Here is a 23,011-nt window from a genome sequence, read left to right as displayed (position 1 = left end):
TATGGGAAAGCAGGAAAGTTTGAGTTATTATTATCAGTTCGCAAAGGATTTGGCAAAAGCTGAAAAGGAGCTGAAAATCGAGAATTGGGTGCAAATCAGCATCTGCTATGGTTACGGCCATCAATCTGTCATCCTATACACCTACGACCTTCCTCGTGAAGTGTACGAAAGAAGAATGTGGGTAATCAGATGGAGGGTGGCCAGATTGCAATGCCAGTATCCGAGGAATGATGTGTATACTTCTTTTTACTACTACGACAATCGTTCAGGAGAGTCGCTTGAAGTGAGTTCCTGCCTTTCCAAACTGATTTCTGCAAAAGCTCAGATAACGAAAGCGGAACGGATAATGAAGAACTATATTGAGCAAAACCGCCATAAAAACATGTTCTTTGACGAGAATACGGACGAGGAACTGGTTAAGTTCCGGGAGAAGCTGGAGCGCAAGAAACTTGAATGTGCAGAGTGTGAGAAGAGGTTAGAATTATTAGTTGAAAGAAGGAGAAATAATCAATGAAAACTAAATTGTATTACCTGTTCCTGGCAGTCATGTGGTGGCTGCTGGGATAGGTGGAAAGGAGAATTAAAATGCAAATATCAATCACTGAAAAGGAAGTTAATGCAATAGACTTCGGATTGGAACAGATTAGAGACGCATTGGAAGGTTCCTATTCTGAGGAATACAAACAGGATGCTGAAGAAGCTATGAGAAGCCTGGGTAATATATTAAGAAAATGCCATTTGGCGAGAGAAAAGGCTAACGACCTAAATGATGCCAAAAGATACATTCGCTCAAAAAGTGGATGGATGCCGCCTACCAAGCTTGATAAAATGGCAAGATTATTAATAAAAAAATCAAAGAAGGAATGATATGACAAGAAAAGAAAATATGCTAAGAGAAGCCGTACAGAAGGAATACCTGTGTAACGGAAAATATGCCTGCAGTGAGCGTGATTATTGCCGATTTTGCGAAGGGAAAAACACTGCACACGATTGTGACTATGAATGTTATGCGGATGAATTTGCGAAAGGATTTGACGCTGGTTGGGATGCCTGCTTGAAATACCTTGGGGAGATTCCATGGAATGAAGCAATGAATGAAATTTGTAACCGATAAAAGGAGGAGAAATGAATATCAAAGGACAAATAATAGTAGTGAAAGATATAGAACAAATTACTACAAAGGATAAAAGAATAATCCTAAAGCGTACAGCAGTAGTAGAAACTGATGGAGGGAAATACGCCCAGTCGCTGGCTTTCGATGTGATGGGAGAAGATGTCAATAACCAATGGCTGGCAGTTGGCCAGAAGGTTGAGGTAGATTATAACTGCCATGTCACAGAGTTCAATGGAAGGCTGTACAACAATATCAGAGCATGGAGAATAAAACTGGTTGAGAATGAATAGGAAGAAACGAATACAAACGGTACAGATTGTAGCAAGAGTCACACTTGCAGATTATAAGAGATTGAAAGATATATGTGAAAAATATGGATTTAAATCTATATACCAACTGCAAAATTATCTGTGTTACTCATTTCTACGAGCAGTTGATAAAGAACATGATCCAATAGATGAACCGGTTCCTGATGAAATAGTGCAGATGTTCGATGATATGGGAACACCGAAACTGCCGATACGATACCGTAAGGCGAGGCCAGTCAAGAAAAGTACAGACCTATGAGCAGTCGGAGTAAGGATTACAGAAGGTTGATTACGTCCAAACGCTGGCGGGAGCTGCGGGCCATCAAAATAGCCCGCAACCCGCTGTGTGAGGACTGCCTGCTGGACGACAGGGCCACGCTGGCCACAGAGGTACACCATATCGTGCCGATAGAAAGCGCGCACAGTATTTCAGAGATGGAGCGGCTGGCCTTCGACTATACAAATCTGAGAAGCCTGTGTGAAAAGTGCCACCAAAAAACGCATGAACGCATGCATAGTAGAGGCAAGGAGTCCGCGAAGGCCAGCTCTGAACGTGAGACAAAGAGGTTTATAAGCAAGTATCTCGACTGAAAGACGCCCGAAAGACTGTTTGCCATCAATCATTAGCAGAGATTAACGACAAATCCCCGGGGGGGTATTTTTTAAAATACTTTAAAAATGATTGAACCCCGTGCGCTTAAAGTTTACACGCGCGGGCAATTTTGAATCCGAGGGGGTTTAATACTTTTTCACGGTTGAGGATATGGAAAAAATTACAAGCATTAAAAGCAGAATCAGGAAAGCCCTGAAGAACCAGAACACCTACTCCAAGGATCTCGAAACCTGTATATCCATGGCCGCAGGTTCTTACTATGCGTTCCTGCTTGCACAGAGGGATATCGAAAGCCTTACCTGTACCTTCCTGACGGAAATCACACGGGAGGGAAATGAGAAATTGGTTCCCCACCCTGCCTTCAAGGTATTGAAAGATGCACAGGAAATGGTAAGACGTTCACTTCGTGAGTTGGGACTGACACTTGGAACATTATCTACTGGAGACAACGACCCGCTGGAAGACATGCTGGACAGAGCCCGAAAGGAGGAGGAATGATACTCGACGAGCAGGAGAAGCAGAGGTTAAGAGACTTGAAAACGGATACGGCGAATAAGCTGGAATGTATTGATCTGGACGGATACCCAGCGCTTGACAAGACAGACATTCGGTTGAGAGTCTACATAAACAGTGTACGCAGCTGTCCGGACAGGCATAACCTGTATGAACTGCTGGCCCTGCTCCGCTTCTTTCACCTGCTCGATACCTACGAGTTTCGTCCGTCTGCCGTCCGTCGGTTCATCGTTGTGTACGAGTCGCTCCGGTTTAATGGCATGACGGGTGTCACGCGGTACCGGCTTACCCCGATTCAGGTCTTCCAGTTCGCCTCCATCCTGGGCTTCTACCGAACGCCGGAGAAACGTCTGTGCCGTACCGCACTGCTGTTTGTCCCAAGAAAGTACAGCAAGACTACCTCAGTAGCGGCGCTGGCCATCGACGACCTGCTGTTCGGCGATGCGAACGCACAGGCGTATGTGGCGGCCAACAGCTACGAACAGGCGCAGATATGCTTCAAGGAAATCAAGGGAATCCTGAAGAACATGGACCCGAAGATGAGGCGTTTCAAGATTAACCGGGAAAAGGTGTACAATCTCATGCCGGGGCGCAGCAGTTTTGCCAGGTGCCTGGCATCCGAGGCAGACAAGCTGGATGGACTCAACGCCTCACTGGTTATCCTTGACGAATACTCACAGGCAGACAGCGCGGAGCTGAAGAACGTGCTTACCTCCTCCATGGGCGCACGTGTCAATCCGCTTACAGTCATCATCACCACCGCATCGGAGAAGTTGAACGGACCGTTCTATGCAGAGTTGCAAGGTTATAAGGACATTCTGGAGGGAAAGCTGGAGGATGACAGCGTGTTCGCACATATCTTCGAGCCGGACATCGACGACGACGAGGGAAGCGAAGACACGTGGAAGAAAGTACAACCTCACTGGGGGGTAACTATACAGACCGACTATTACGAGCACAAGTATAGGGAAGCCCTTCGAAGCTATGAGGACATGAAGGCTTTCCGCACCAAGCTGCTGAACATATTCGTGATGGATGACGCGAAGGCATGGATAACCGCAGATGAGGCTATGGCGTGCAAGCGTAATGTAGACCTTGACAAGGTTGTGGGAGGACCGATGACGATGGTGTCGATGGACCTCTCCGTACACGACGACTTTTCCGCGGTATCGTACAATCTGTACAGCGATACACTTCGCTCCTTCCACATTCATACGGACTACTATTTCCCGGAAGGGGCACTTAGAAATCATCCGAACAGGGAGCTGTACAGCCAGTGGGTAGCAAGCGGATATCTTAAACTGTGCAAGGGAGATGTGATAGACTACCGGATGATCGTGCAGGATATACTGGAGCGAAGCCGTACGCTCCGCATAGTCGGCGTGGGTTATGATGCGTACAAGTCGCAGGAGTGCGTCAACATGCTGGCCGCATCCGGATTCCGCGACGTGCTGCGTGCGGTGCCGCAGAACTACGGAGCGTTCAACTCTCCTGTAGAGTCATTCGAGTATGCGTTACGTACAGGCAAGGTATCATTCAACGACAATCCGATAAACTGGTACTGCTTTGGAAACGCGGTACTGGACACGGACCGGAACGACAACAAGAAACCTATCAAGATTTCTGACAATCGGAAAATCGACGGAGTGATAACGGCCATCATGACTTTCTACCAGTTTAACAACTACGAGCGCCCGATTCGATAAAAAAGTGCTACCAAAATACGGGATATGTACGTAAAGTAAAAAAGGCTTATGTACATATCCGTAGATGATTTAAAGCGTCACCTTAACATTGATTATGATGAGGATGACCAGTACCTCACTGAACTTATAGAGGCGGCTGAGTCTGCTATAGAATTGTATATCCAGCAGCCGCTTTCCAATCTGGCGGATGATGAAGGAAATCTCCCGTCAGACTTGAAGATGGCCGTGCGGATTATGGCAGGTGGATTCTATGCCAACAGGGAGCCGGCAGCCTTCGCCGTTTCATCCGAGATTCCTTACGGACTTACTTTCCTTCTTATTCAACGGCGTAAACTTTCATAACCATGCAGGCAGGATTATTAAGAGACTGGGTAGAGATACAGCAGGAGACCGTGGAACGGGACCAGCTGGGAGGCGAGACGCGAAAATGGGAAACTATCCTCCGTACACGTGCGAGAATACAAGACAAGAGTGGAGACCTGAAGGAAGAGAACCGGGAAGCAGTGTTCACTGCAATAAAGAACGTATCCATCCGATACAGACCTGGAATTACACGTAACATGAGGCTGTCGTGGGGAGGTGAGAATTATCGTATTCTTTCAATAGACCGGAACCGGAAAAACATGAGCTGGGATATTAAGTGTGAACTGATTAACGAATAGCATTATGGGAAAATTTAGAGATGCTTGGCATGTGCTGACCGGAAAGAAGCAGGTACGCAGTATCGGTGAAGGGAATATAACGACATGGTATGGAAATAATGACATGCAGGTAATAGCCGGAAGCTCGTATGCGGTAGGTCCTGACATGGCGATGAAGCTTGCAGCCGTATATCGCTGTACGTCCATCGTGTCTGGAACGGTTGCCTCACTCCCACTCCAGATTAAGAAGAAAGTTGCCGGAAGCTACTGGAAAACGGAGGATACAGGAAGACTGGCCAGCCTGTTGGCCTTGAAGCCGAACGAGCGGCAGACATCCTTCGACCTTATCCGGAATTCCGTTGTCCAGATGCTCAACCAGGGCAACGCATACATATATCCGGAATGGCGAACGAATGGTGACTTGGGCAGGCTGGTATTGCTGAGCCCAAACACCTGCACATACGACAAACTGTCTAACCGGTACATCGTAAGTGACATGGTGAACCATGTGTTCGGTACGTTCGAGGCGGACGAGATGATCCACCTCCGTAACCTGTCTACGGATGGCGGATATTTGGGTGTGTCAACGCTGCGATATGCTGCTAAGGTGCTGCGAATCGCTTCGATGTCGGACGACAAGAGCGAAGAAGTATATTCTCCGGGAGGAACCAGAAGGGGATTCGTAACGGGTGGAGATGCCTATGTGAAGGGCGTGGGAATGTTTCAGGATAACGAATTGAAGAATGTGGCGGACAGAGTCAGCGAAGAACTGAAATCCGGCAAGCAGATTATGAATCTGCCGGCAGGTACCGGGTTCAGTGCGATAGACCTATCACCAGCTGACAGCAAACTGCTGGAGAATAAGCAATTCGGCGTGCTGGAGATATGCCGGTTCTACGGAGTCCACCCGGATAAGGTGTTCGCCGGTCAGTCGACAAACTACAAGGCCAGCGAGATGTCGCAGGTATTGTTCATGAGCGACACTTTGCAGCAGATCTTGAAACAGTTTTCTCTGGAATTTACAGCAAAACTTTTCGTCCCATCGCAGTATGGAAGATACCGTATCGAGTTCTCGGTAAAAGACTTTTATAACACCGACCTGATGACGCTGGCTACTGTCACGGAGAAAAACATACAGGCTGGCTTACAGACTATTAACGAGGCAAGACGAGAGAGAGGTTATCCTCCAGTTCCGGGTGGAGACGAACTGCTTGTGTCGGCAAATCTTATGCCGGTAGGAAAGAAAATTGAAGAAAATCCAGGAAATAATGGATAAAGTGCTACCAAAATACGAGTTACGCTGGTAAGGTAAAGAGGCATTGATTATGGAAATTAGAAGTTATGGACAAGACGCGGCGCCCAAGCTGGCGCAGGATAGCCGAAACATCGAGGGATACGCCATCGTGTTCGACCAGGAAAGCGAGGTGCTGTATGACAGGCAGAACAAACGGTACTTTCGCGAGATTATCCGTTCGGGTGCGGTGACACAGGATTTGCTGGCACACAGTGATGTGAAGGCACTGCTGGAGCATACGATTGGACGTATGCTGGCAAGAAGATACAATGGTTCCGGTACGTTGTCACTCACGGTAGATGCACATGGATTGAAATATAGTTTCGAGGCTCCGACTACGCAGGATGGTGATTATGCGGTAGAGATGGTAAGACGCGGTGACTTGTTCGGATCATCATTCGCATACATGACGGACGAGAACAATGTGCAATATGAGCGGAAAGGCAACATGCTGTACCGATATGTGAACAAGATTGACTGGATAGGCGATGTCAGTATCGTGTCTGACCCGGCCTACATGGGGACAGACGTGTCTGTCCGGAGTCTGGAAAAATTCTATCCGGAGGACCGGAAGGACGAATACAAGGAAGAAGTCGCTGAACTTCGAAAATTATCAGAAAACTAACAACTTAAATCTTAAGGTAATGACAAAAAGAGAAATGATGAAGCGCGTGCGTGAGATTAACGCACGATTCAAGGAAATGGCCGACACCCTGGAGGCAGAAAAGAGACAAATGACTCAGGACGAAATCGACGAAAAGAACGCCTTGACGGCTGAAAAAGCTGTACTGGAACTTCGGATGGCACAGGCAGACCAGCCTCGTACGGAGCAGACCGTGCAGAGAGAGAACCGTGGTCGCGTGTTCGACGAAGCAGTAAGATTCATGCGTAATGGTGGCCAGATTTCGGAGGAAACACGTTCATTGGTGAAGGCAGGTGGTATGGATATTCCGTTGACTCGTGACGTGACGGACAGCACCACGGCTGCTCCTATTATCCCGTTGACCATCGGTGATGTCATCGAGCCATTGGAAAAAGGACTTATCTTGGGCCGAGTAGGCTGTAAGGTACAGTACGGCATTGAGGGTGCATGGCAGTTCCCGGTAGTAGCGGGCGGTGTGGAAGCTACGCTGGAAGATGAGAATGTGGAACTGACTGACACTAAGGTGGACCTGAGTAAACTTACTCCGACTCCTAAGAGAGTGGGTATCAGTATTCCGGTGTCTAATCATGCGATTGACCAGTCAAGCGGATTGGTACTCGACATCGTACAGCGTCAGCTGACTATGGGTCTTGCCCGCCTGTTGAACAAATGGATGTTCAATAAGACTCAGCTGAGCAAAGCATCTAAAGGATGTTTCGTAGATGCGTATGCCACTCCGGCTGTGACGATGGCTGGCGCTGCGCCAACTTGGACAGAAGTCTTGCAGATTGAAGCAGCTGCTTTGGAGAAAGGCGTTGTTCTGGATGGGACAGCCTGCTGGGTATGCTCTGCATCCATGATGGCAAAGCTGAAGTCCACGCCTAAGGACACAGGTTCCGGTTTGTTTATCTGCGAAAACGGACTGATTGACGGTTATCCGGTGTATGTCACTGAATATGTGGACAAGGATATGCTGGGATTTGGCGTATTCAGCTATGAGCTGGTTGGTCAGTTCGGTAAGATGCGTATGACAGTCGACTCACAGTCTGCAGCCGTAGCTAAGAAAGACCTTACCTACTTTATTTTCAACACGCATTACGACATGTTGACATTGCGTTCGGAAGCGTTCGCTGTGGGTAAGGCAACATTGGAGTAGTGTTCAATCTTTAATTTAGGACTGGGGTAACACCCGGTCCTTCTATTAGTAAATTATGGCTGTAGAGGGTATAAAATTCACGGTAGATGTCAGCAGAATTAATCAGATGATTAAGGACCTGTCATTGACTAACAGGGAAGCCAGAAGCGCAATACGACGGGGGCTGGCTGCGGCTGGAGGAATCATCCGGAAGCAGGCCGTACAGAACCTGAGAAGCGTGTCGGGAAAGAACGGAAGAATCAACTACCGGCCTATGCAGCGGTTTGTGAAGTTCAAGGTCTATAAGGACTTAGGAGGAGTGCGAGTAGATATTTTAGGAGGACTCACCAGGAAGCAGTCGGCGAGTTACCGTAAAAGAGGGATTAAAGACATCGCCTATACACTGAAATTCTTTGATCTGGGAACCGGAGAACGCTACAATAAGACAAGCCGAAAGCTGTCTAAGAAGCGATACACCGGACGCATACAGGCATCCTACTTCTTCCAGAACGCGGTAAAGTCCAAACAGACAGAAGCCCAGACAAGCCTTAACAGCTTAATTGAGAAATATATTAATCGAATAGCATCGAAAAAATGAGCCTATCAGTAGCGGAACACATATTGAGCCGGATGACTCTCTCGGAGGAACTGACGGAAAAAGTCGGAAACCGGATGTTTCCGGTAGCCTTATCGGCCGAAACAAAATTTCCCTTCATCTGCTACGAGCGTTCCTCAGTGGCTCCCTTACGGACGAAGGACATAAGAAGTGGTGAGGACGCGGTAACGGTTGACGTGTATGTATTCTCCGACAACTATAAGGAATCCGTTCAGGTGGCAGAGCTGGTACGTAAGGCGCTGGACTGTACTGGAGGGATATACAATACGTTCCAGGTAACGGAGTGCTACATGGAAGACGCCATGGAGTCATTTTCGGATAACGTATATATGCAACAATTAGTATTTAACTTAACCACAACAAACGTATGAGAAAAGTATTGAAAGGTAAAGATTTCATGGTCTTTGTAGACGGGAAAGCCGTGGCACTGGCAACCAACCATCAGCTCACTCTGAACATTGATACTACCAGCACGGCATCCAAGGACAGCGGGCTGTGGGATGAATCGGAAGTGACTGGATTTAACTGGGAGGCATCCTCCGAGTCGTTAGGTGCGCCTGATGATGGAACTCCGGTAGATATCAGTTATGAAGCATTGATGGACAAGGCATTGGCCGCTCAGAAAGTACCTATCATCGCAGGTATTCCGAAGAATAAGAGTACCGATGCGGTGCCTGAAGGAGGATGGACTGCTCCGGATGGTTCTACGACCACTTACTACAAAGGTGAGGCTATCATTACCAAGGTGGACCTGAAAGGACAGAACGGTGATAATATGACTGTGTCTGCCACGTTCAAGGGCGTAGGAAAATTGGAAAAAGTGAAGACAGGTGGGGCATGATAGTAAGTATTGACAATAAGGAATACTACCTCCGATACAGTCTCCGGTCGCTGTTCAAGTATGAGCAGCTGACCGGACATCCGTACGAAGGAAAGAAGCTGGAGGATGCATACCTGCTCCTTCATGCTTCCCTCATGGCATGCAATCCGGAATACAGCCTGACATTCGAGCAGCTGATTGACCAGTGCGATATTGACCCGACAATCTTTGAAGGCTTCATGGAACTGGTGAAGACAGAGGCCGACCGCCTGGAGCAGCTTAAAAAAAAAGCGAAACCGGTGAAAGCAAACAGGAAGAAGGGCTGAGCATAGCACGTCTGTATGAAGAGATAGTCTGTAAGGGCGGCGTATCTCCGGAATACTTCCTTGACAGGATGGACATACCGGAGTGCGTCGCCTATATCACAGGTCTGCGGAGGAAAGAACGGTCGGAACTGGAGAAGATACGGATGGTAATGTGGGCCTCTCTCCGACCCTACTGCAGGGACCTGGAACTGGATGACGTAATGACTCTTGACGGAGACCTGGACGATGTAGAGAGCCGGGAAGACCGCAAGAGAGAAATGGAAGAATTAAGGAAACGCGCAAAAATGTTTGAACACCATGGCTAATATATTTACCCGACTACTGCTTGACAAGAGCGATTTTGATGCGAACTTGAAGAAGGCTCAGGGAAGCATCAGCAGCTTCGCCAACACATCGAAAGGTATAGTTTCAGGATTGACTAAATTTGGAGGGTATGCCGCCGCATTTGTCGGCATAAGCACTTCCATCCATTCTGCTGTCACGGCGAACATGGAATTTGAAAAGTCTTTGTCTTCACTGCGTGCCATTACGGGTGTGACCGCAGATGAACTGAACTATTTCCGTTCGGAAGCTATCCGCATGGCGATGGACAGCACCCAGTCGGCCACGCAGATGGTGGACGCCTACAAGCTTATCGGGTCGCAGATGCCGGAGTTGTTGAAGAATAAGTCGGCCCTGACAGCCACCGCTGAGGCGGCTGTTACGCTGGCTGAGGCGGCAGAACTCGATGTCCCTACTGCCGCGAAAGCCCTTACCGGCTCACTTAACCAGATGGGACAGTCCAGTGTACATGCAGCAGAGTATATCAACATTCTTGCCGCAGCCTCCCAGCAGGGTTCCGCTGACATTCCTTATCTTAATAAGGCCATCGAGAACGCCGGAGGTACCGCATCATCTGTAGGTATTAAGTTCAACGACCTGGTAGCCGCCATCGAGGCCATCGCACCTCGTATCACCGATGCCGGCAGTGCGGGTACCAACCTTCGAAACATCTTCCTCACATTAGAGTCTTCTGCGGACAGACAGCTCCGCCCGTCTGTAGTAGGTCTTTCACGTGCGCTGGATAACCTGTCAGCGAAGAATATGGACGCTACCGAGCTCACCAAGATGTTCGGTAAGGAGTCCGTAACGGCGGCCATCGCCATCCTGCAGGAACGGGATGCGTTTGAGCAGCTACGCACCGGCATTACGGATACGAATACCGCATACGAGCAAGCCCGGATTAACAACGACAATCTCGCCGGATCTATTGGAAAATTGCAGAGCGCATGGGGCGCATTTATCAATACGATGGCCGGAAGTAACGGCATAATTAAGGATATCGTTGACGAGATAAGGGACTGGGTAGATAAGCTGGCAGAGGCGAACATGAGTATTGACGAGCTCTTCAATAAGAGAACCAAGAAAGACAAGGATATCAACCAGGACGAGTTCAACAAGAGAATCACCGGATACATGAATTCTGGGATGAGTATGACAGAAGCGCTGGATAAGGAAGAGCGCCAGGTGAACTACATGTATCCGGAAGCGCTTAAACTGCAGCAGCGAAAAAATGAGTTACAAAAAGCAGAAGCCAATTATATAAGGGCCAAGGCTGTGAATGTAAACGGTGTGGCAGAAGAAGAAAGAAAGGCTCTTGTTGAGGCTCAGAAGACGTACGATAATGCATACAGAGAGAGCATATTACATTCGCAGATTCTATCTCTTATCAAGGAACAGAGAAAGGAACTGGAGGCAAAAAATAAGGCCGAAGAGAAGGCTAATGACAAGCTGAACACAAGTAAACTATCCGGGACAACGGAGAACGATCCTCCTAAAGGTTCAATGGCTTATCTTGACAATCAGATATCAGGAAAGAAAAAAGAGTTGTCTCTCGCAGTGAATGATGCGGACCGTATTCGCATATCTCGTGAACTGGATGAGCTGGTCTCAAAAAGAAGAGAGATGGATATCACGGTGAAGTACAAGGACCTGAAGGCTCCGGGTGCTGTACAGAAGCCGGCGTCAAACTTGGCTGGGATGGCAACTCTTCCAGATAAGTTGGATAAGATAGAACCTATCTCCGATAAGTCAGTAAAGAATGTAGACGATATGACAATGGGGCTCGAAAATGTGAGTTCCATACTCGGCACGTTGGGCGGACTCATGAGCCAATCTTCAGATAATATGGGGGCATGGGCTTTGTCCAGTGCGGCCAACATCGCACAGATGATCGTGCAGCTTCAGGCGCTGGCTACTGCCCAGGGCGTGGCTTCCGCTTTCTCTGCTCCTTGGCCCGCATCACTGGCCGCAGTGGCAACAGTTCTTACTACGGTAGCCTCTATTTTCAGCAGCCTTCCCCAGTTTGCAGAAGGCGGTATTATCGGAGGAAGCAGCTACTTTGGAGACCGTTTGCTGGCCCGGGTAAACTCCGGTGAGATGATTCTTAACCAGAAGCAGCAGAGACGGCTGTACGACCTTACCACATCGGACGGAGGCGCTACCGTGAGCCTCGGTGTGAGCCGCATACAAGGTAGTGACCTTTATCTGGCATTATCTAACTATATGAAGAAAACAGGGAAGAAACTATGAGCTACGGACTGATATATACACTGCCATTCAACGGAATAGACGGGAAAGATTACCTGATAAAAATCGAGAAGGAAGGATACCAGGGGGCATCGGCTGAGCTGAAGGGCCAGTCCTCCCCTTTCACCGTGACTTTAAGTGACGAGGAATTCGTGTACACCCCTACCCGGTTCAGCACAGCCACGCTGCACATCTTCGGCGGGGACTACTTGCAGGACCTATTTTCTACGGATTACCGGATGTGTCGTGTGACGCTGTATGAAGGAGACCGGATGATATGGAGGGGATTCATCAAGCCCGAGATATACACGCAGGACTATCGGAGCGTAAAGTTCAACCTCGACCTGGAGTGCTACTCGGCTATGTCGGTACTGGAGTATGTGGACTACAAGCAGAAGAACGAGAATCGAGGATTCGTCACATTGTGGGACCTGTTGCAGGCCTGTATCGAGGAGTCACGCGGGGAATATCAGTCTGTATATCTTCCGCACGTATATGGAGCTGACCAGTCGGCCTTTGATTCCTGGAGCAATCCGCTTTCGGAAATGAGCGTATCCGAGCAGAACTTCTTCGACGAGGACGACAATCCGATGAAATACAAGGACGTGCTGGAAGAAATCATGAAGCTGCTGAACTGGACATGCGTGGACTATTTGGGAGACTTGTATTTCGTGGACATCAATAATACAGACGGGGAATATTACAAGTACGCAGGTACCGAATACAGCAAAGTACAGACAGATTCTATGTCCGTGCAGGAAATAGGATTTTCTGGTGACGGCCATACGCTCGACATCGCTCCTGGATACAACAAGGTGACCATCCGGTGCAGCAACTATCCGGTAGGCGATGCGCTGCCAGATACGTCTTTTGACGCGTTGAAGTATCTTACGAGTAAGGATACGAGACTCTATCAGAGTAACACGCAGGGATATAAGGTGACACATTACGAGTTCATGAAGTCAGAGAATGACCGGTATAAGTTGTGGGCATATAAGTACGGAGATGGAGAGGATGATCTGACTGAACTTTCATCAGAAGAACTGAAGACGGCGATTGATAATGCGAAGACCTGGGAGCTGGAATCAATTACGGGTTCCATACCAGTAAGATATGATGATTATAACGAGGACAAGGACGGAAATGCCGATATCAAGGACTATGAGTTCACCGAGCAATACTACATCAAGACCGGGAGGAGAACGGCTGACAGAACGCCTATATTCAGCCGTAGCAACCGTATTCCAATAATGACTATTAAGGGAGTTCCGGCCGCATACAGTAATGGCGCATTTTCGATTTACTTTAGCCTGGAAATGCTGGCCAGCATGACTGGCGGACTGGCCACATACGATTTCCATTTCAGGCTCCGGATTGGCGACAAATACTTTCATGGAGGTGATAACGGATATTACTGGGATACCAATCCAGAACCCGTAGTCGGGGAATATACTAATAATTTGTGGGTGGACTTCGGTGACACGAACGTCAACGACTTCAAAGGACCTTACGATATACAGACAAAAGGTCGTAAGTTGAACGACGGGCTGGATGGCGTGAAAGGATACGTGTGTCATCTCCCGGGAGACGAGATACTGTATGGCGACATGGAGTTCACCTTGTTTGGTCCTCATGCCTCTTTTGTGGTAGGTTCTACCCCGGCAGATTACTTTGCCATTAAGGACTTTGAATTCGCTTATACGAAGTATTCAACCAATGATGACAGCGAAGATTCTGACCGTACGTATGAAAACGTGGTTAATGAGAACTACATTAACGAACTTGACGAGATTGAATTTAAAATTTCTTCATACAATAATGACGGAGCATGCTATAGTAAGGTGCTTATTGGCGACAAGTATCTGGAGGATAACCTGTATTGTGGGATAACAGGTACAACCATCCGCCCGGAAGAGTTGCTGATAAGAAGAATAGTCGACTATTATAGTGCTACCAAATTACGGCTTACGGAGGTATTAAAGAGAGCGGATATCACTCCGTTCACGAGACTGACAGACAGGAACCAGCCGGGAAAGTATTTCCTGGCCATGGGCGGTGAGATTGATTACAAGATGAATTCATTTAAGGTTATAATGGTAGAAGTCGTATGAAGCAGGTAGATATAAAGACAAGAGTTATCCCGAACAAGCCCAGAAGCGGAAACTATCCGGTAGGAAGTACCGTGGTAAAAGGTGGAAGCTCGGGAGGAGATACGACTATCATTAACCAGGGAGGAGCGGATTTGTCGACACTAAGACAGCAGTTCCTGTCGAAAAAGTCGGATGATACGGCCAACGGAATTATCACATTCTTAAAGGGAATCAAGATAGCATCTAACTTAATAAGATACATACTTAAAGAAGAGGATGCAGATGATATTACAGATGAGGCTGTAATGACGGCAAGTCGTGTAATTAAAGAGATACAGAATAATCAAGAATCACTTAAAGACCTATTTATCAGAAAGGACATCCCGGATTCTACGCAATTCCTTCTCAGCCTGTTAGGCGGTGCTGTGTTCGGAGAGCACGGTTTTGCTTCCGGGATTACCGGCTTTGGAGCAAAAATTGACGAAAAAGGTTATGGTGAAATGCGTGGTCTCACACTGTGGGAGTGGTTACAGGTGCCTGAACTGCGATACAACCGTGTGGAAATCCTGATCGGCGATAAATGGAGGGGACCGGGTGGAGGTATCATAGAGACATGTACACCGGATACGGATGCTGAAGGGAATATCCTTGACACGGGTACCGCTACGCTGAAGCTGGAGGACGGAGAATATGGTTCCATCCACCTTCATGACATGAATATGGGTATCTATCATTTCGGCGACGAGCGCGATGCGACTGAGGATTCGGATGATGGCAAAGGTAATTTCTCCTTTGCCGGATTCGCCACATCCTATTTCATCATTACTGAGGTCAGTGATGATAATAACGGTACTTTCCGTTATTCCCTCCGACCAGGTTACAAGATACATCCATATTCACAAATGCACTTCACGTGTCGAGGTAACACCACGTACGAAGACCGTATGACTGTGGTATATGAGACCCGGACATACACCCGTATGCTGTGGAAGCTGAATACTTGGGAGATTGGAGTACAGAATATCGCCATGCAGTTCGGTGACCTGACAAACTTGAATGTGTTCGGCATGAAAATGGACGGATATTCCATGTACCTGAATTCTGTCTACTTTACTGGTACAGTGGCGCAGGTGAAGCCAGACGGCACGCCGGTGATGACTGCCAATGACCGCGGCGCATGGCCGCCGGCCGATAACCATGCGGATTATTACGACCGTTTCTCTTACAAAGGCTGTCTGTGGCTGTGCATTAACGAGAATGGGACTGATACCACACCCTCTGAAAATAATCCATCCTGGCTGCTGCAGGTGGAGAGCGGTACATCTATCAAGATACTTGCCTCATTAGACGACGAAAGCCAGCTCCCGTCCTCAGGGAACAGTCAGGGGGATGCATACCTGATTGACGGCGATTTGTGGGTCTGGAATGGTTCCAAGTTCAACAATGTAGGCAAAATTCAAGGTCCGGCCGGTCAGTCAGTGACTCCGATGGGTTACTGGTATTCAGGTCTGCATGTCCCGAATCTGGGCGTCGTTCGGATGGCAAGCTCTACCTATATGTGCAATTCTTCCGACGGTACCGACAATCCTCCGGAATGGTGCTGGACGGATAAGGACGGCAACCGTTTCACATTTTCTGATGGTGGATACGCTCTGACAGGCGAGAGTAACACAAATGAATATATTACGATTGCGACCGATGGAGCTGATGCATTGGGACTGATAAATGTCGATGTGGAATATGCGATTGGCGACAGTAATACAGTCGCACCGGCGACGGGCTGGCAGACGATTGCACCGGCATGGGAAAACGGGAGATATATCTGGTCACGTACGGCGATGTATTACAAAGATAATACCATGACCTACACCGACCCTGTATGTATTTCCGGTGGTAAGGGTATCAAAAAAATTACGGAATATTATTACCGTTCAACCTCCGCTACCGAACTGGTAGGCGGTGAATGGACTTCTGTGTATCCGGGCTGGCAGAACGGTACCTACATCTGGACAAAGAGTGTGATTGAATACACTGACGGTACAGAGGATTCTACCGATTTTGCGAATGTCTCCGGAGCACAGGGTGAAGGCTATACGAACATGGGGGCATGGCATACGGATTTGCTGGTACCAAAACTGGGCGTGACAAGCATGGCCGGCAGCTCATGGACGGCCAAGGTAGCGACACGCAATCCTCCCATGTGGTGTTGGACGGATAAAGACGGCAACCGTTTCACTTTCTCGGACGGTGGATATGTGCTGACAGGCGAGCGAAACGCATCTGAATATGATGTGCTGGCCCAAAAGGGTGAAAACGGTAAGGATGGTGTGATTCCTGAAGAAATATACATCCGGACATCCAGCTATTCGATACCGTCTACGCCTGTATCTCCGCAGAGTGAAGATTATTTGCCCGCAGGATGGACACGTTACCCCTCAGGGATATCTGAATCCTATCCTTACGAATGGGTGTCCAAAAGACGGCGTTCGTCGTCAGGTATCTGGGGCGCGTATTCGACGCCGGCCATCTTCGCACAGATGGGGAAGGACGGCCTTGGAGGCTGCGTGATACGTGACAGTGAATGGGCGTTGAACACAGAATACCGGAATGATAGCAATCTTACAGACAAGAGCATTATACGTTACATTGACATAGTGCTTGTTCGAAACAATGCGATGGAAACCGGTTGGGACGCATACCAGTGCTTGAAGACGCATGTTTCCTCTTCCAGTATCACGTACACAAATACGGAGTATTGGATGAAATTCGGTACCAACGTGGCGGCAATATTCACTTCGCTGATTATCGCAAAAAATGCGAAGATCCGTTTCTTCCAGGGTAATGACCTTCTGATTCAGACAGAAGACGGTATCGTGGATGCAGGTCTTACAGGGAGCAATGATGCCGGGAGCATCCGGTTCTTTACCGGCAGCACCTTCGAGAATCGGGCTACTGCACCGTTCCGCGTCAACCGCACCGGTGAGTTCTGGGCCACAAAGGCACACATTCAGGGTGAAATTGTGGCGACATCTGGAACATTTAGCGGTAAACTAATTGGTGCCACTGGAGAATTCACAGGTAGCCTCCTTACGAACGCGGATGGAAAGAGAATCTTGATTAATCCAGATACAAGATCTATACAATTTATCTTGCCAGATAATAGCGTAATATCCGAGTGGGCATTTTTTGAAAATAATGGATATCAATCCTGCACTTTAAGGCTTTTTAATAATGGAGGTGAAAATCTAATCATGTATCCTCATTTAGTGAGGTTAATACGAGGAAGTGATGTAAAGCTTGATGCAGAACCTGATTCTATTACTTTACAGAATGGGGATAATTCAATATCAATCCGAGCAGACCAGATAACAATGTCAGACGGTAACAATTATACAGGATATACTGGTACTGCAGAATATGTACCGCCTAATGGATACTCTAAGACGCTTTATTTTAAAAATGGTATATTGTATAAAATCGGATAATATGAAACTTAATTTTAAAGAATTACGTGTGTTTAATAGTCTATCCAGGACGCAACATTCGGTAGAGGATGTGAGAGAGATGTTCGCCGATGCAATATATGCGTCTGGAAGAGGAATTGCATCACTTGAACTTTGTCGTAAGATTTATAATTCAATTGGTGAAGAAGAGTATAATGAGAAAGAAGTGGATATGATTCAGGCGTATGCTAATTTGGGGTCACCTCGTTTTATTGACGCAATTAATGAAATGGTTAAAAACGCGAAAAATGATACTACAAGCAAGTAACGGATGCTTCCTTACGCAAAGCGGGGAGGTATCCATCAAAGAAAGAAGATTCGAGAAAATGATGCTGGTAGCCTCTGTCGAGGAAGCAGCGCTCTGGAAAGAAGTTACAGAGTCGGAAATGAACGACATGATAGAAGAAGGTAAACTATTCTATCCGAATGAACTTAGCTATGATTTTTTGTCAAAGTTGAATTCTCTTGTCGGTACCGTTTCTCAAGATATTAATAACCTGAAACTGACAAACACCCAGGCCCTGAAGGTTAAAAGGTTCTTCCCGGAATGGGCTGATTTGTTCGGGCAAAAGGCGGAAGTGGGTTTCAAATTCAGATATAATGATGTGCTGCTTGAGGTCATTACTCCGCACACATTCAGCACGGATAATATACCAGCCCAGCAACCACTGCTTCTTTCCGTATCTTCAGAAGATAATACAGAAGGTACAGTATATTACCAGCCGGTTCTTCCTGAGGTGGAAGTAACTGCAACGGAGGCTTTGATGACTTCAGATAAAGAAAACGAAAATACTAACGATTAAATTTTACGATTATGGCAGATAAAAAATTAAATGAAGTGACTACGGTCAGCACTGGAACTTTAAATAATGTAAAAAATTTCCTTGCAGTAATGAATGACGGAAGCATTCAGCAGATGTCTAAGGAGGACATGGCAGAAGTTGTGGGAGGACTACTTGGCATTAACAATACTTATTTCAAGGATAGGGGACAAATTAAAAATTCACAACTTAATGACACATTAAATACCGGAGCATATTTTGTACTGGAAGAGTCTGGTGTTGAGTTGGCTAATGGTCTGTTATTAGTTTTTACATCAAGTTTTATCACATATCAGGAGTTTTTTAATTTCAGCAATTCTTTACGAAAGAGTAGAATAAAGTGGGGAACCGTATGGCGTGAATGGAAAGACATTTAATGAGGCACTGTCCAAAACTATTCATATTATACATTTGATACTGTCATTTTCATCCATTCATTCCATTTTTTCCCCCATCTTATGCGTATATAAGTAACATTATGAGACTTAAATAATTAAGTAGAAAATATTGTAACAATTATTGCATATCGATTTTTTTTAATGCTCCAATATCACCTTCGTACTTAGCATACACGATAGGACTGCTAAATCCTGTTGAAGTATATGTTCTGATTGTTATAAATTTCACTCCCACGACTCTTACATACAAAGAATCTGTATCTGTGTACACTTCAAGATTTGTACTGCTATCTGAATAAACTGTTTTTTTTGCAGAACATCGAATATCCTCCACACCTTCTTTTCCAAATGAAATCTTATATGATTGAAATCCTTGTGAAGCGAATAAATCAATTTCTGCTAATATATAATTATATGTACCTTTAATTTGGGCTATTTTATAAGTTAAATTTTGAACTTGCAGGCTTTCTCCTGATGAAGCACATTTTCTATCTGTAATTAATCCATTTTTCGTATTATTCCCATTTCCAATCAGTCCTCCCACGAGGGGCCCGTGGGAGGACTACTGGGGAATCCTTTAAGTTATAAAGGTAATGCTACTGGACTATGGAAAAATTTAGATAGTGGTATTTATAAGGTTGATACAATATCTGAAGATGGTCCATCAGGCGCATATCAATATGGAGTTCTAATTGTTATAAATGAGGGTAAAACAAATGGATATGGGATGTTGATATATAAACCAGTAGGTACTACAAGTTCAAATTCAAATAAATTATATATAAATTCGATTGTCGGCAATTCTGGTAGTATATTATTAAGAGGGTGGGAAATTTATACAGCAACGTACTTATGATACTGTAACCTCTATAGTTTCAGATGGGATGGTGCTTACCGATGAAAACGAAGGGTTAAATAACGTATTTTGAGGTGATACATAAATACGAAGATACGCACCACTTTGTATGTATAGACTTACATTACCATTCGATTCTACTGCATAATACAACCTAATTTTCAACGTAGATATAGTATCTGAAGAACCACAAATTACTTTTGCAGATACAATAGTACTGTTCCATTTATTTACAATTAAGTAAAGTCCTAAAGATTCTCCAGATACGGAGCATATTGTTAATATTGATGCGTGTATATGGGAAACAGATGTTGTCTCAAAAAATAATTTTGCTATATCGTTATTATTCTTATTATATTCATAAGGAATTAAACCTTTAGGAGCAAGCCCATCTTTTTTAGTAGTTGCTTCCCCTATAAGTACTCCCACCTCCGGCCCGTGGGAGAATGACTATTTCTTCTTGATTCTTTGAAGAGAAGATGTATCTATAATACCATCTATTATTTCGTATGCAACATTAATTGTAGATATAGTCGGGGATATTATAATATGAAAGTTACTGCTTTCTTCTGGCACGCCTTTAATATAAACGTTACTTTCATTATCAATAAACGCTTCTATGTCTTCTAAATACCAATTTGCACTTTTCAAATAATAATTAATATGTAAAATGCCAGTAGTCGTAACACCCGTATTATATCTGTACACGAACAATTCACAAGGACTAAATTTTTCAGCTATAATTTTCAGAGTTTTATTTACAATCAAAAATCTTCTTTCTGCATTTATTCGAGAAAATAATCCGTTTTTCTCTCCAGTTGCCGTACCAATCAGTCCTCCCACGGGTCCATATTTGTTAGAGAAATACAAACAACGTATATTAGACGGAAAAATGGATAAAATAAGATACCGCCTCGTATATAACAGGAAAAAGCAGCTTAACAAACAAGGAACCGCCCTGGTGCAGGTAGAAGCCTCTTTGAATCAACGTAAAATATACTTCAAAACAAATATATATCTGCGTCCGGAACATTGGAACAAGCAGACAGCACAAGTAATTGACCATCCGCAAGCCAACGACCTTAACGCAATGTTGTTTGAGTATATCCTTCATCTCCAAGCCATCGAGCTTTCTTTCTGGAAGCGAGGAATCTCGCCCACATTGTCACTATTGAAGGACGCGATAAAGAAAGATACCCCCGTTTCTGTTACGTTCCCAGTATTCTCCAAAGAATACGTTAAACATTCAGATAGACGGCAGAGCACAAAAGACAACCTGATTACGACGATTAATGTACTTCAGGAGTTCCGACCAGGGTTGGACTTCAAAGACATCACGTACACATTCCTGAAGGATTTTGAAGCATATCTAAGAGAGAAAGGAAACGGAGTGAACACGGTGGCCAAACACCTTCGCCAGCTGCGTACACTCGTCAATGAAGCAATCAATCAGGGATACATTCATGCAGATGCGTATCCTTTTCGGAAATTCAAGATAAAGCAGGAGAAGGGCCGACACGAGTTCCTTACTCCTGACGAGTTGCGTAAGCTGGAGAACCTGGAAGTGAACGACCAGAAGCTGCGTCACGTACTCGATGCATTCTTATTTTGCTGCTATGTAGGTTTGAGGTTCTCTGACTTCTGCCAACTTACACCAGCTAATTTTATCCGTGTGAACGGTAAACGCTGGCTGCACTTCAAGTCGATTAAGACTGGCATAGAACTTAGATTGCCACTTCATCTACTTTTCGAAGGCAAGGCATTGTCCATTCTGGACCGCTACAACATAGAAGAATTTGCCAGCCTGGGGTGTAACTCGGATGTGAACAAATACCTCGCACAAATTGCCGGAATGGCCCGGATACGGAAGCACATAACCTACCATACGGCCCGTCATACATGTGCGACCCTACTCATCCATCAGGGGGTCCCAATAACGACAGTTCAGAAGCTGCTTGGCCATACCTCAGTCAAGACTACAGAAATTTATTCTGAGGTTCTTTCATCAACAATTCTTCGGGATTTGAAGGCTGTAAAAACGCGCAAAAAACGGCTCGATTTTCAGTCCAATTTTGCCGTTCGGTAGAACCTGGGTAGATTCCTTAGACTCTACCCAGATTCTACTGACAAGGTGTGTCAGCCTTTTTGAAACAATATATTCTTTGTTCGTTTTTAACTTGTTTACCTTCGTTGGAAAAGGAAGGTAAATGAGTAGATTTGTGTGTGACTTATGAGATAACGCCCATGAGCGTGTTCCATCCCGGGATGCGCTTGTGGGCGTTATGTCTATTAGAAGTGCTACCAAAATAAGGGATAAGAGGGATATATAAAGACATATTGTTTAACTAAAAACCTTAATTGTATGAAAAGAAAAATGATTTTAATGGCTATTGTAGTAGTCATAATTGTAGGATTGCTGGCATACTACCAGTACGTACCGTTTTGGGCCAGTATCGTGTCTACAGGAGCGTTTATTTTTGGTGTGTTTTTGGGCTGGCTGGCAAAGGGCTGGTCAGATAAACATGTGAGCTGATGGAGAAACTGGTTACCATCATAGCCCCGCAGCTGCTGGTTGCCGGGGCTTACTCCTTTATAGGAGAAATTAAGAATGTGGTGTTCGAACTCCGCTGGATGCTGGCCTTCATTGTCGTAATGATCGTGGCCGATTTCGTCCTTGGCATCATTGACAGCGTGGTGAAACGTGGGGAGGATTTCCGGTTCAGCAGGGCCGGCCGGCGGACGATGTGCAAGTTCATCGAGTATAATTCGTACCTGGTTGTCGGGTTCATGCTGGGTATCTCCATCCTTCAGCCTATTGGGATATGCAGCTATACCATTTCAGCTATGTGCGGGCTGGGGCTGGCGTTTCTATTCGAGTTTGACAGCATCGCCGACCATATCTGTTCAATACACGGAATCAAGAACAAGGTCTCCATCAAGCGGCTGCTGGTCGGATATATTAAGAAAAAGTATGCGGCTGCTGGTGAGATTATCGAAGAAGTAACTAATGAGGAAAAGAAATAAAAAAAGGGCGCCGCTGCACCCA

At 46.0% G+C, this 23,011-nt stretch carries 31 protein-coding genes; 28 read left to right on the top strand and 3 right to left on the bottom strand.

From position 1 onward, the window contains the following. The first annotated feature begins 1 nt into the window (after nucleotide 1). From H6A28_RS08015 to H6A28_RS07900, 24 genes are all read left to right on the top strand, one after another. The gene (locus H6A28_RS08015; RefSeq protein ID WP_239465308.1) at nucleotides 2-514 is read left to right on the top strand and encodes a hypothetical protein; all 513 of its coding nucleotides are present in this window, start codon (nucleotides 2-4) and stop codon (nucleotides 512-514) included. A 71-nt stretch (nucleotides 515-585) separates the two neighbouring features. Continuing rightward, nucleotides 586-867, top strand: coding sequence for a hypothetical protein (locus H6A28_RS08010; protein WP_204479724.1), 282 nt, complete (start codon nucleotides 586-588; stop codon nucleotides 865-867). A gap of 1 nt (nucleotide 868) precedes the next feature. After that, nucleotides 869-1,114 carry a hypothetical protein gene (locus H6A28_RS08005; protein ID WP_204479722.1) on the top strand — a complete coding sequence of 82 codons (246 nt, stop codon included), beginning with the start codon at nucleotides 869-871 and terminating at the stop codon, nucleotides 1,112-1,114. 11 nt (nucleotides 1,115-1,125) lie between these two features. Continuing rightward, nucleotides 1,126-1,404, top strand: coding sequence for a DUF3127 domain-containing protein (locus H6A28_RS08000; protein ID WP_204479721.1), 279 nt, complete (start codon nucleotides 1,126-1,128; stop codon nucleotides 1,402-1,404). Further along, nucleotides 1,397-1,681, top strand: coding sequence for a hypothetical protein (locus H6A28_RS07995; RefSeq protein ID WP_204479719.1), 285 nt, complete (start codon nucleotides 1,397-1,399; stop codon nucleotides 1,679-1,681). Before H6A28_RS08000 ends, H6A28_RS07995 begins: the two co-directional genes overlap by 8 nt. Further along, nucleotides 1,678-2,013, top strand: coding sequence for an HNH endonuclease signature motif containing protein (locus H6A28_RS07990; protein ID WP_204479717.1), 336 nt, complete (start codon nucleotides 1,678-1,680; stop codon nucleotides 2,011-2,013). Before H6A28_RS07995 ends, H6A28_RS07990 begins: the two co-directional genes overlap by 4 nt. A 172-nt stretch (nucleotides 2,014-2,185) precedes the next feature. Then, nucleotides 2,186-2,533 (top strand): P27 family phage terminase small subunit, encoded by a 348-nt coding sequence (locus H6A28_RS07985; RefSeq protein ID WP_204479715.1) that lies wholly within the window; start codon nucleotides 2,186-2,188, stop codon nucleotides 2,531-2,533. Continuing rightward, entirely contained in the window at nucleotides 2,530-4,254 is a 1,725-nt protein-coding gene (locus tag H6A28_RS07980) for a terminase large subunit domain-containing protein (RefSeq protein ID WP_204479714.1), read from the top strand. Before H6A28_RS07985 ends, H6A28_RS07980 begins: the two co-directional genes overlap by 4 nt. A gap of 48 nt (nucleotides 4,255-4,302) precedes the next feature. Further along, entirely contained in the window at nucleotides 4,303-4,596 is a 294-nt protein-coding gene (locus H6A28_RS07975; protein ID WP_204479712.1) for a head-tail connector protein, read from the top strand. A 2-nt stretch (nucleotides 4,597-4,598) separates the two neighbouring features. Continuing rightward, nucleotides 4,599-4,916, top strand: coding sequence for a phage head closure protein (locus tag H6A28_RS07970; RefSeq protein WP_204479710.1), 318 nt, complete (start codon nucleotides 4,599-4,601; stop codon nucleotides 4,914-4,916). A gap of 4 nt (nucleotides 4,917-4,920) precedes the next feature. Next, on the top strand, nucleotides 4,921-6,171 hold the full coding sequence (locus H6A28_RS07965; protein WP_204479709.1) for a phage portal protein: 1,251 nt from the start codon (nucleotides 4,921-4,923) through the stop codon (nucleotides 6,169-6,171). A 49-nt stretch (nucleotides 6,172-6,220) separates the two neighbouring features. After that, nucleotides 6,221-6,814, top strand: coding sequence for an HK97 family phage prohead protease (locus H6A28_RS07960; protein ID WP_204479707.1), 594 nt, complete (start codon nucleotides 6,221-6,223; stop codon nucleotides 6,812-6,814). 19 nt (nucleotides 6,815-6,833) lie between these two features. Continuing rightward, complete coding sequence (locus tag H6A28_RS07955; RefSeq protein ID WP_204479705.1) at nucleotides 6,834-7,988, top strand: phage major capsid protein; 1,155 nt, start codon at nucleotides 6,834-6,836, stop codon at nucleotides 7,986-7,988. Nucleotides 7,989-8,043: 55 nt separating this feature from the next. After that, nucleotides 8,044-8,565: a hypothetical protein gene (locus tag H6A28_RS07950; RefSeq protein WP_204479703.1), complete on the top strand. Its 522-nt coding sequence runs from the start codon at nucleotides 8,044-8,046 to the stop codon at nucleotides 8,563-8,565. Then, nucleotides 8,562-8,954 carry a tail completion protein gp17 gene (gene gp17 / locus H6A28_RS07945; protein ID WP_204479701.1) on the top strand — a complete coding sequence of 131 codons (393 nt, stop codon included), beginning with the start codon at nucleotides 8,562-8,564 and terminating at the stop codon, nucleotides 8,952-8,954. Before H6A28_RS07950 ends, gp17 begins: the two co-directional genes overlap by 4 nt. Beyond that, nucleotides 8,951-9,424: a phage tail tube protein gene (locus H6A28_RS07940; RefSeq protein WP_204479699.1), complete on the top strand. Its 474-nt coding sequence runs from the start codon at nucleotides 8,951-8,953 to the stop codon at nucleotides 9,422-9,424. Before gp17 ends, H6A28_RS07940 begins: the two co-directional genes overlap by 4 nt. Beyond that, on the top strand, nucleotides 9,421-9,729 hold the full coding sequence (locus H6A28_RS07935; RefSeq protein WP_204479698.1) for a hypothetical protein: 309 nt from the start codon (nucleotides 9,421-9,423) through the stop codon (nucleotides 9,727-9,729). The genes H6A28_RS07940 and H6A28_RS07935 overlap by 4 nt, the downstream gene beginning before the upstream one ends. A gap of 68 nt (nucleotides 9,730-9,797) precedes the next feature. Next, nucleotides 9,798-10,034 (top strand): hypothetical protein, encoded by a 237-nt coding sequence (locus H6A28_RS07930; protein ID WP_204433381.1) that lies wholly within the window; start codon nucleotides 9,798-9,800, stop codon nucleotides 10,032-10,034. Further along, nucleotides 10,027-12,300: a phage tail tape measure protein gene (locus tag H6A28_RS07925; RefSeq protein WP_204479696.1), complete on the top strand. Its 2,274-nt coding sequence runs from the start codon at nucleotides 10,027-10,029 to the stop codon at nucleotides 12,298-12,300. The genes H6A28_RS07930 and H6A28_RS07925 overlap by 8 nt, the downstream gene beginning before the upstream one ends. After that, complete coding sequence (locus H6A28_RS07920) at nucleotides 12,297-14,408, top strand: hypothetical protein (protein WP_204479694.1); 2,112 nt, start codon at nucleotides 12,297-12,299, stop codon at nucleotides 14,406-14,408. Before H6A28_RS07925 ends, H6A28_RS07920 begins: the two co-directional genes overlap by 4 nt. Continuing rightward, nucleotides 14,405-17,872 carry a hypothetical protein gene (locus tag H6A28_RS07915; protein WP_204479692.1) on the top strand — a complete coding sequence of 1,156 codons (3,468 nt, stop codon included), beginning with the start codon at nucleotides 14,405-14,407 and terminating at the stop codon, nucleotides 17,870-17,872. Before H6A28_RS07920 ends, H6A28_RS07915 begins: the two co-directional genes overlap by 4 nt. A gap of 1 nt (nucleotide 17,873) precedes the next feature. Further along, nucleotides 17,874-18,158 (top strand): hypothetical protein, encoded by a 285-nt coding sequence (locus H6A28_RS07910; protein WP_204477035.1) that lies wholly within the window; start codon nucleotides 17,874-17,876, stop codon nucleotides 18,156-18,158. After that, a complete protein-coding gene (locus H6A28_RS07905) occupies nucleotides 18,139-18,693 on the top strand; it encodes a hypothetical protein (RefSeq protein ID WP_204477033.1) in 555 nt (184 codons plus the stop codon). Before H6A28_RS07910 ends, H6A28_RS07905 begins: the two co-directional genes overlap by 20 nt. A gap of 11 nt (nucleotides 18,694-18,704) precedes the next feature. Beyond that, entirely contained in the window at nucleotides 18,705-19,088 is a 384-nt protein-coding gene (locus H6A28_RS07900) for a pyocin knob domain-containing protein (RefSeq protein WP_204479690.1), read from the top strand. A 139-nt stretch (nucleotides 19,089-19,227) separates the two neighbouring features. Here H6A28_RS07900 and H6A28_RS07895 read toward each other — a convergent pair whose 3' ends face one another. Then, nucleotides 19,228-19,653, bottom strand: coding sequence for a hypothetical protein (locus tag H6A28_RS07895; RefSeq protein ID WP_204479688.1), 426 nt, complete (start codon nucleotides 19,651-19,653; stop codon nucleotides 19,228-19,230). A 9-nt stretch (nucleotides 19,654-19,662) separates the two neighbouring features. Between H6A28_RS07895 and H6A28_RS07890 the strand changes: the two genes are divergently transcribed. Beyond that, the gene (locus tag H6A28_RS07890) at nucleotides 19,663-19,965 is read left to right on the top strand and encodes a hypothetical protein (RefSeq protein WP_204479686.1); all 303 of its coding nucleotides are present in this window, start codon (nucleotides 19,663-19,665) and stop codon (nucleotides 19,963-19,965) included. On the opposite strand, the gene H6A28_RS07885 is transcribed toward H6A28_RS07890, so the two are convergent. Together H6A28_RS07885 and H6A28_RS07880 are read right to left on the bottom strand one after the other, a co-directional pair. Further along, a complete protein-coding gene (locus H6A28_RS07885; RefSeq protein ID WP_204479685.1) occupies nucleotides 19,960-20,394 on the bottom strand; it encodes a hypothetical protein in 435 nt (144 codons plus the stop codon). The genes H6A28_RS07890 and H6A28_RS07885 overlap by 6 nt on opposite strands. Before the next feature lie 21 nt (nucleotides 20,395-20,415). Next, nucleotides 20,416-20,808, bottom strand: coding sequence for a hypothetical protein (locus H6A28_RS07880; protein WP_204479683.1), 393 nt, complete (start codon nucleotides 20,806-20,808; stop codon nucleotides 20,416-20,418). Between the two features lie 49 nt (nucleotides 20,809-20,857). Between H6A28_RS07880 and H6A28_RS07875 the strand changes: the two genes are divergently transcribed. The 3 genes from H6A28_RS07875 to H6A28_RS07865 all read left to right on the top strand — a co-directional run bounded on the left by H6A28_RS07875 (nucleotide 20,858) and on the right by H6A28_RS07865 (nucleotide 22,989). Then, nucleotides 20,858-22,051: a site-specific integrase gene (locus H6A28_RS07875; protein WP_204479681.1), complete on the top strand. Its 1,194-nt coding sequence runs from the start codon at nucleotides 20,858-20,860 to the stop codon at nucleotides 22,049-22,051. A gap of 297 nt (nucleotides 22,052-22,348) precedes the next feature. Next, nucleotides 22,349-22,498, top strand: a complete 150-nt coding sequence (locus H6A28_RS07870) for a hypothetical protein (protein ID WP_204479765.1) — start codon at nucleotides 22,349-22,351, stop codon at nucleotides 22,496-22,498. After that, nucleotides 22,498-22,989, top strand: a complete 492-nt coding sequence (locus H6A28_RS07865; protein WP_204476374.1) for a hypothetical protein — start codon at nucleotides 22,498-22,500, stop codon at nucleotides 22,987-22,989. Before H6A28_RS07870 ends, H6A28_RS07865 begins: the two co-directional genes overlap by 1 nt. Nucleotides 22,990-23,011 lie beyond the last annotated feature (22 nt).

This window comes from Bacteroides mediterraneensis, from assembly GCF_016900355.1.
GTDB lineage: Bacteria > Bacteroidota > Bacteroidia > Bacteroidales > Bacteroidaceae > Phocaeicola.
This window is presented reverse-complemented; position numbering and strand designations above follow the sequence as displayed.

Bases quoted from the DNA above. Each gene is read 5' to 3' on its own strand.
- H6A28_RS08015 (WP_239465308.1), top strand. From the start codon at position 2: ATGGGAAAGCAGGAAAGTTTGAGTTATTATTATCAGTTCGCAAAGGAT.
- H6A28_RS08010 (WP_204479724.1), top strand. From the start codon at position 586: ATGCAAATATCAATCACTGAAAAGGAAGTTAATGCAATAGACTTCGGA.
- H6A28_RS08005 (WP_204479722.1), top strand. From the start codon at position 869: ATGACAAGAAAAGAAAATATGCTAAGAGAAGCCGTACAGAAGGAATAC.
- H6A28_RS08000 (WP_204479721.1), top strand. From the start codon at position 1,126: ATGAATATCAAAGGACAAATAATAGTAGTGAAAGATATAGAACAAATT.
- H6A28_RS07995 (WP_204479719.1), top strand. From the start codon at position 1,397: ATGAATAGGAAGAAACGAATACAAACGGTACAGATTGTAGCAAGAGTC.
- H6A28_RS07990 (WP_204479717.1), top strand. From the start codon at position 1,678: ATGAGCAGTCGGAGTAAGGATTACAGAAGGTTGATTACGTCCAAACGC.
- H6A28_RS07985 (WP_204479715.1), top strand. From the start codon at position 2,186: ATGGAAAAAATTACAAGCATTAAAAGCAGAATCAGGAAAGCCCTGAAG.
- H6A28_RS07980 (WP_204479714.1), top strand. From the start codon at position 2,530: ATGATACTCGACGAGCAGGAGAAGCAGAGGTTAAGAGACTTGAAAACG.
- H6A28_RS07975 (WP_204479712.1), top strand. From the start codon at position 4,303: ATGTACATATCCGTAGATGATTTAAAGCGTCACCTTAACATTGATTAT.
- H6A28_RS07970 (WP_204479710.1), top strand. From the start codon at position 4,599: ATGCAGGCAGGATTATTAAGAGACTGGGTAGAGATACAGCAGGAGACC.
- H6A28_RS07965 (WP_204479709.1), top strand. From the start codon at position 4,921: ATGGGAAAATTTAGAGATGCTTGGCATGTGCTGACCGGAAAGAAGCAG.
- H6A28_RS07960 (WP_204479707.1), top strand. From the start codon at position 6,221: ATGGAAATTAGAAGTTATGGACAAGACGCGGCGCCCAAGCTGGCGCAG.
- H6A28_RS07955 (WP_204479705.1), top strand. From the start codon at position 6,834: ATGACAAAAAGAGAAATGATGAAGCGCGTGCGTGAGATTAACGCACGA.
- H6A28_RS07950 (WP_204479703.1), top strand. From the start codon at position 8,044: ATGGCTGTAGAGGGTATAAAATTCACGGTAGATGTCAGCAGAATTAAT.
- gp17 (WP_204479701.1), top strand. From the start codon at position 8,562: ATGAGCCTATCAGTAGCGGAACACATATTGAGCCGGATGACTCTCTCG.
- H6A28_RS07940 (WP_204479699.1), top strand. From the start codon at position 8,951: ATGAGAAAAGTATTGAAAGGTAAAGATTTCATGGTCTTTGTAGACGGG.
- H6A28_RS07935 (WP_204479698.1), top strand. From the start codon at position 9,421: ATGATAGTAAGTATTGACAATAAGGAATACTACCTCCGATACAGTCTC.
- H6A28_RS07930 (WP_204433381.1), top strand. From the start codon at position 9,798: ATGGACATACCGGAGTGCGTCGCCTATATCACAGGTCTGCGGAGGAAA.
- H6A28_RS07925 (WP_204479696.1), top strand. From the start codon at position 10,027: ATGGCTAATATATTTACCCGACTACTGCTTGACAAGAGCGATTTTGAT.
- H6A28_RS07920 (WP_204479694.1), top strand. From the start codon at position 12,297: ATGAGCTACGGACTGATATATACACTGCCATTCAACGGAATAGACGGG.
- H6A28_RS07915 (WP_204479692.1), top strand. From the start codon at position 14,405: ATGAAGCAGGTAGATATAAAGACAAGAGTTATCCCGAACAAGCCCAGA.
- H6A28_RS07910 (WP_204477035.1), top strand. From the start codon at position 17,874: ATGAAACTTAATTTTAAAGAATTACGTGTGTTTAATAGTCTATCCAGG.
- H6A28_RS07905 (WP_204477033.1), top strand. From the start codon at position 18,139: ATGATACTACAAGCAAGTAACGGATGCTTCCTTACGCAAAGCGGGGAG.
- H6A28_RS07900 (WP_204479690.1), top strand. From the start codon at position 18,705: ATGGCAGATAAAAAATTAAATGAAGTGACTACGGTCAGCACTGGAACT.
- H6A28_RS07875 (WP_204479681.1), top strand. From the start codon at position 20,858: ATGGATAAAATAAGATACCGCCTCGTATATAACAGGAAAAAGCAGCTT.
- H6A28_RS07870 (WP_204479765.1), top strand. From the start codon at position 22,349: ATGGCTATTGTAGTAGTCATAATTGTAGGATTGCTGGCATACTACCAG.
- H6A28_RS07865 (WP_204476374.1), top strand. From the start codon at position 22,498: ATGGAGAAACTGGTTACCATCATAGCCCCGCAGCTGCTGGTTGCCGGG.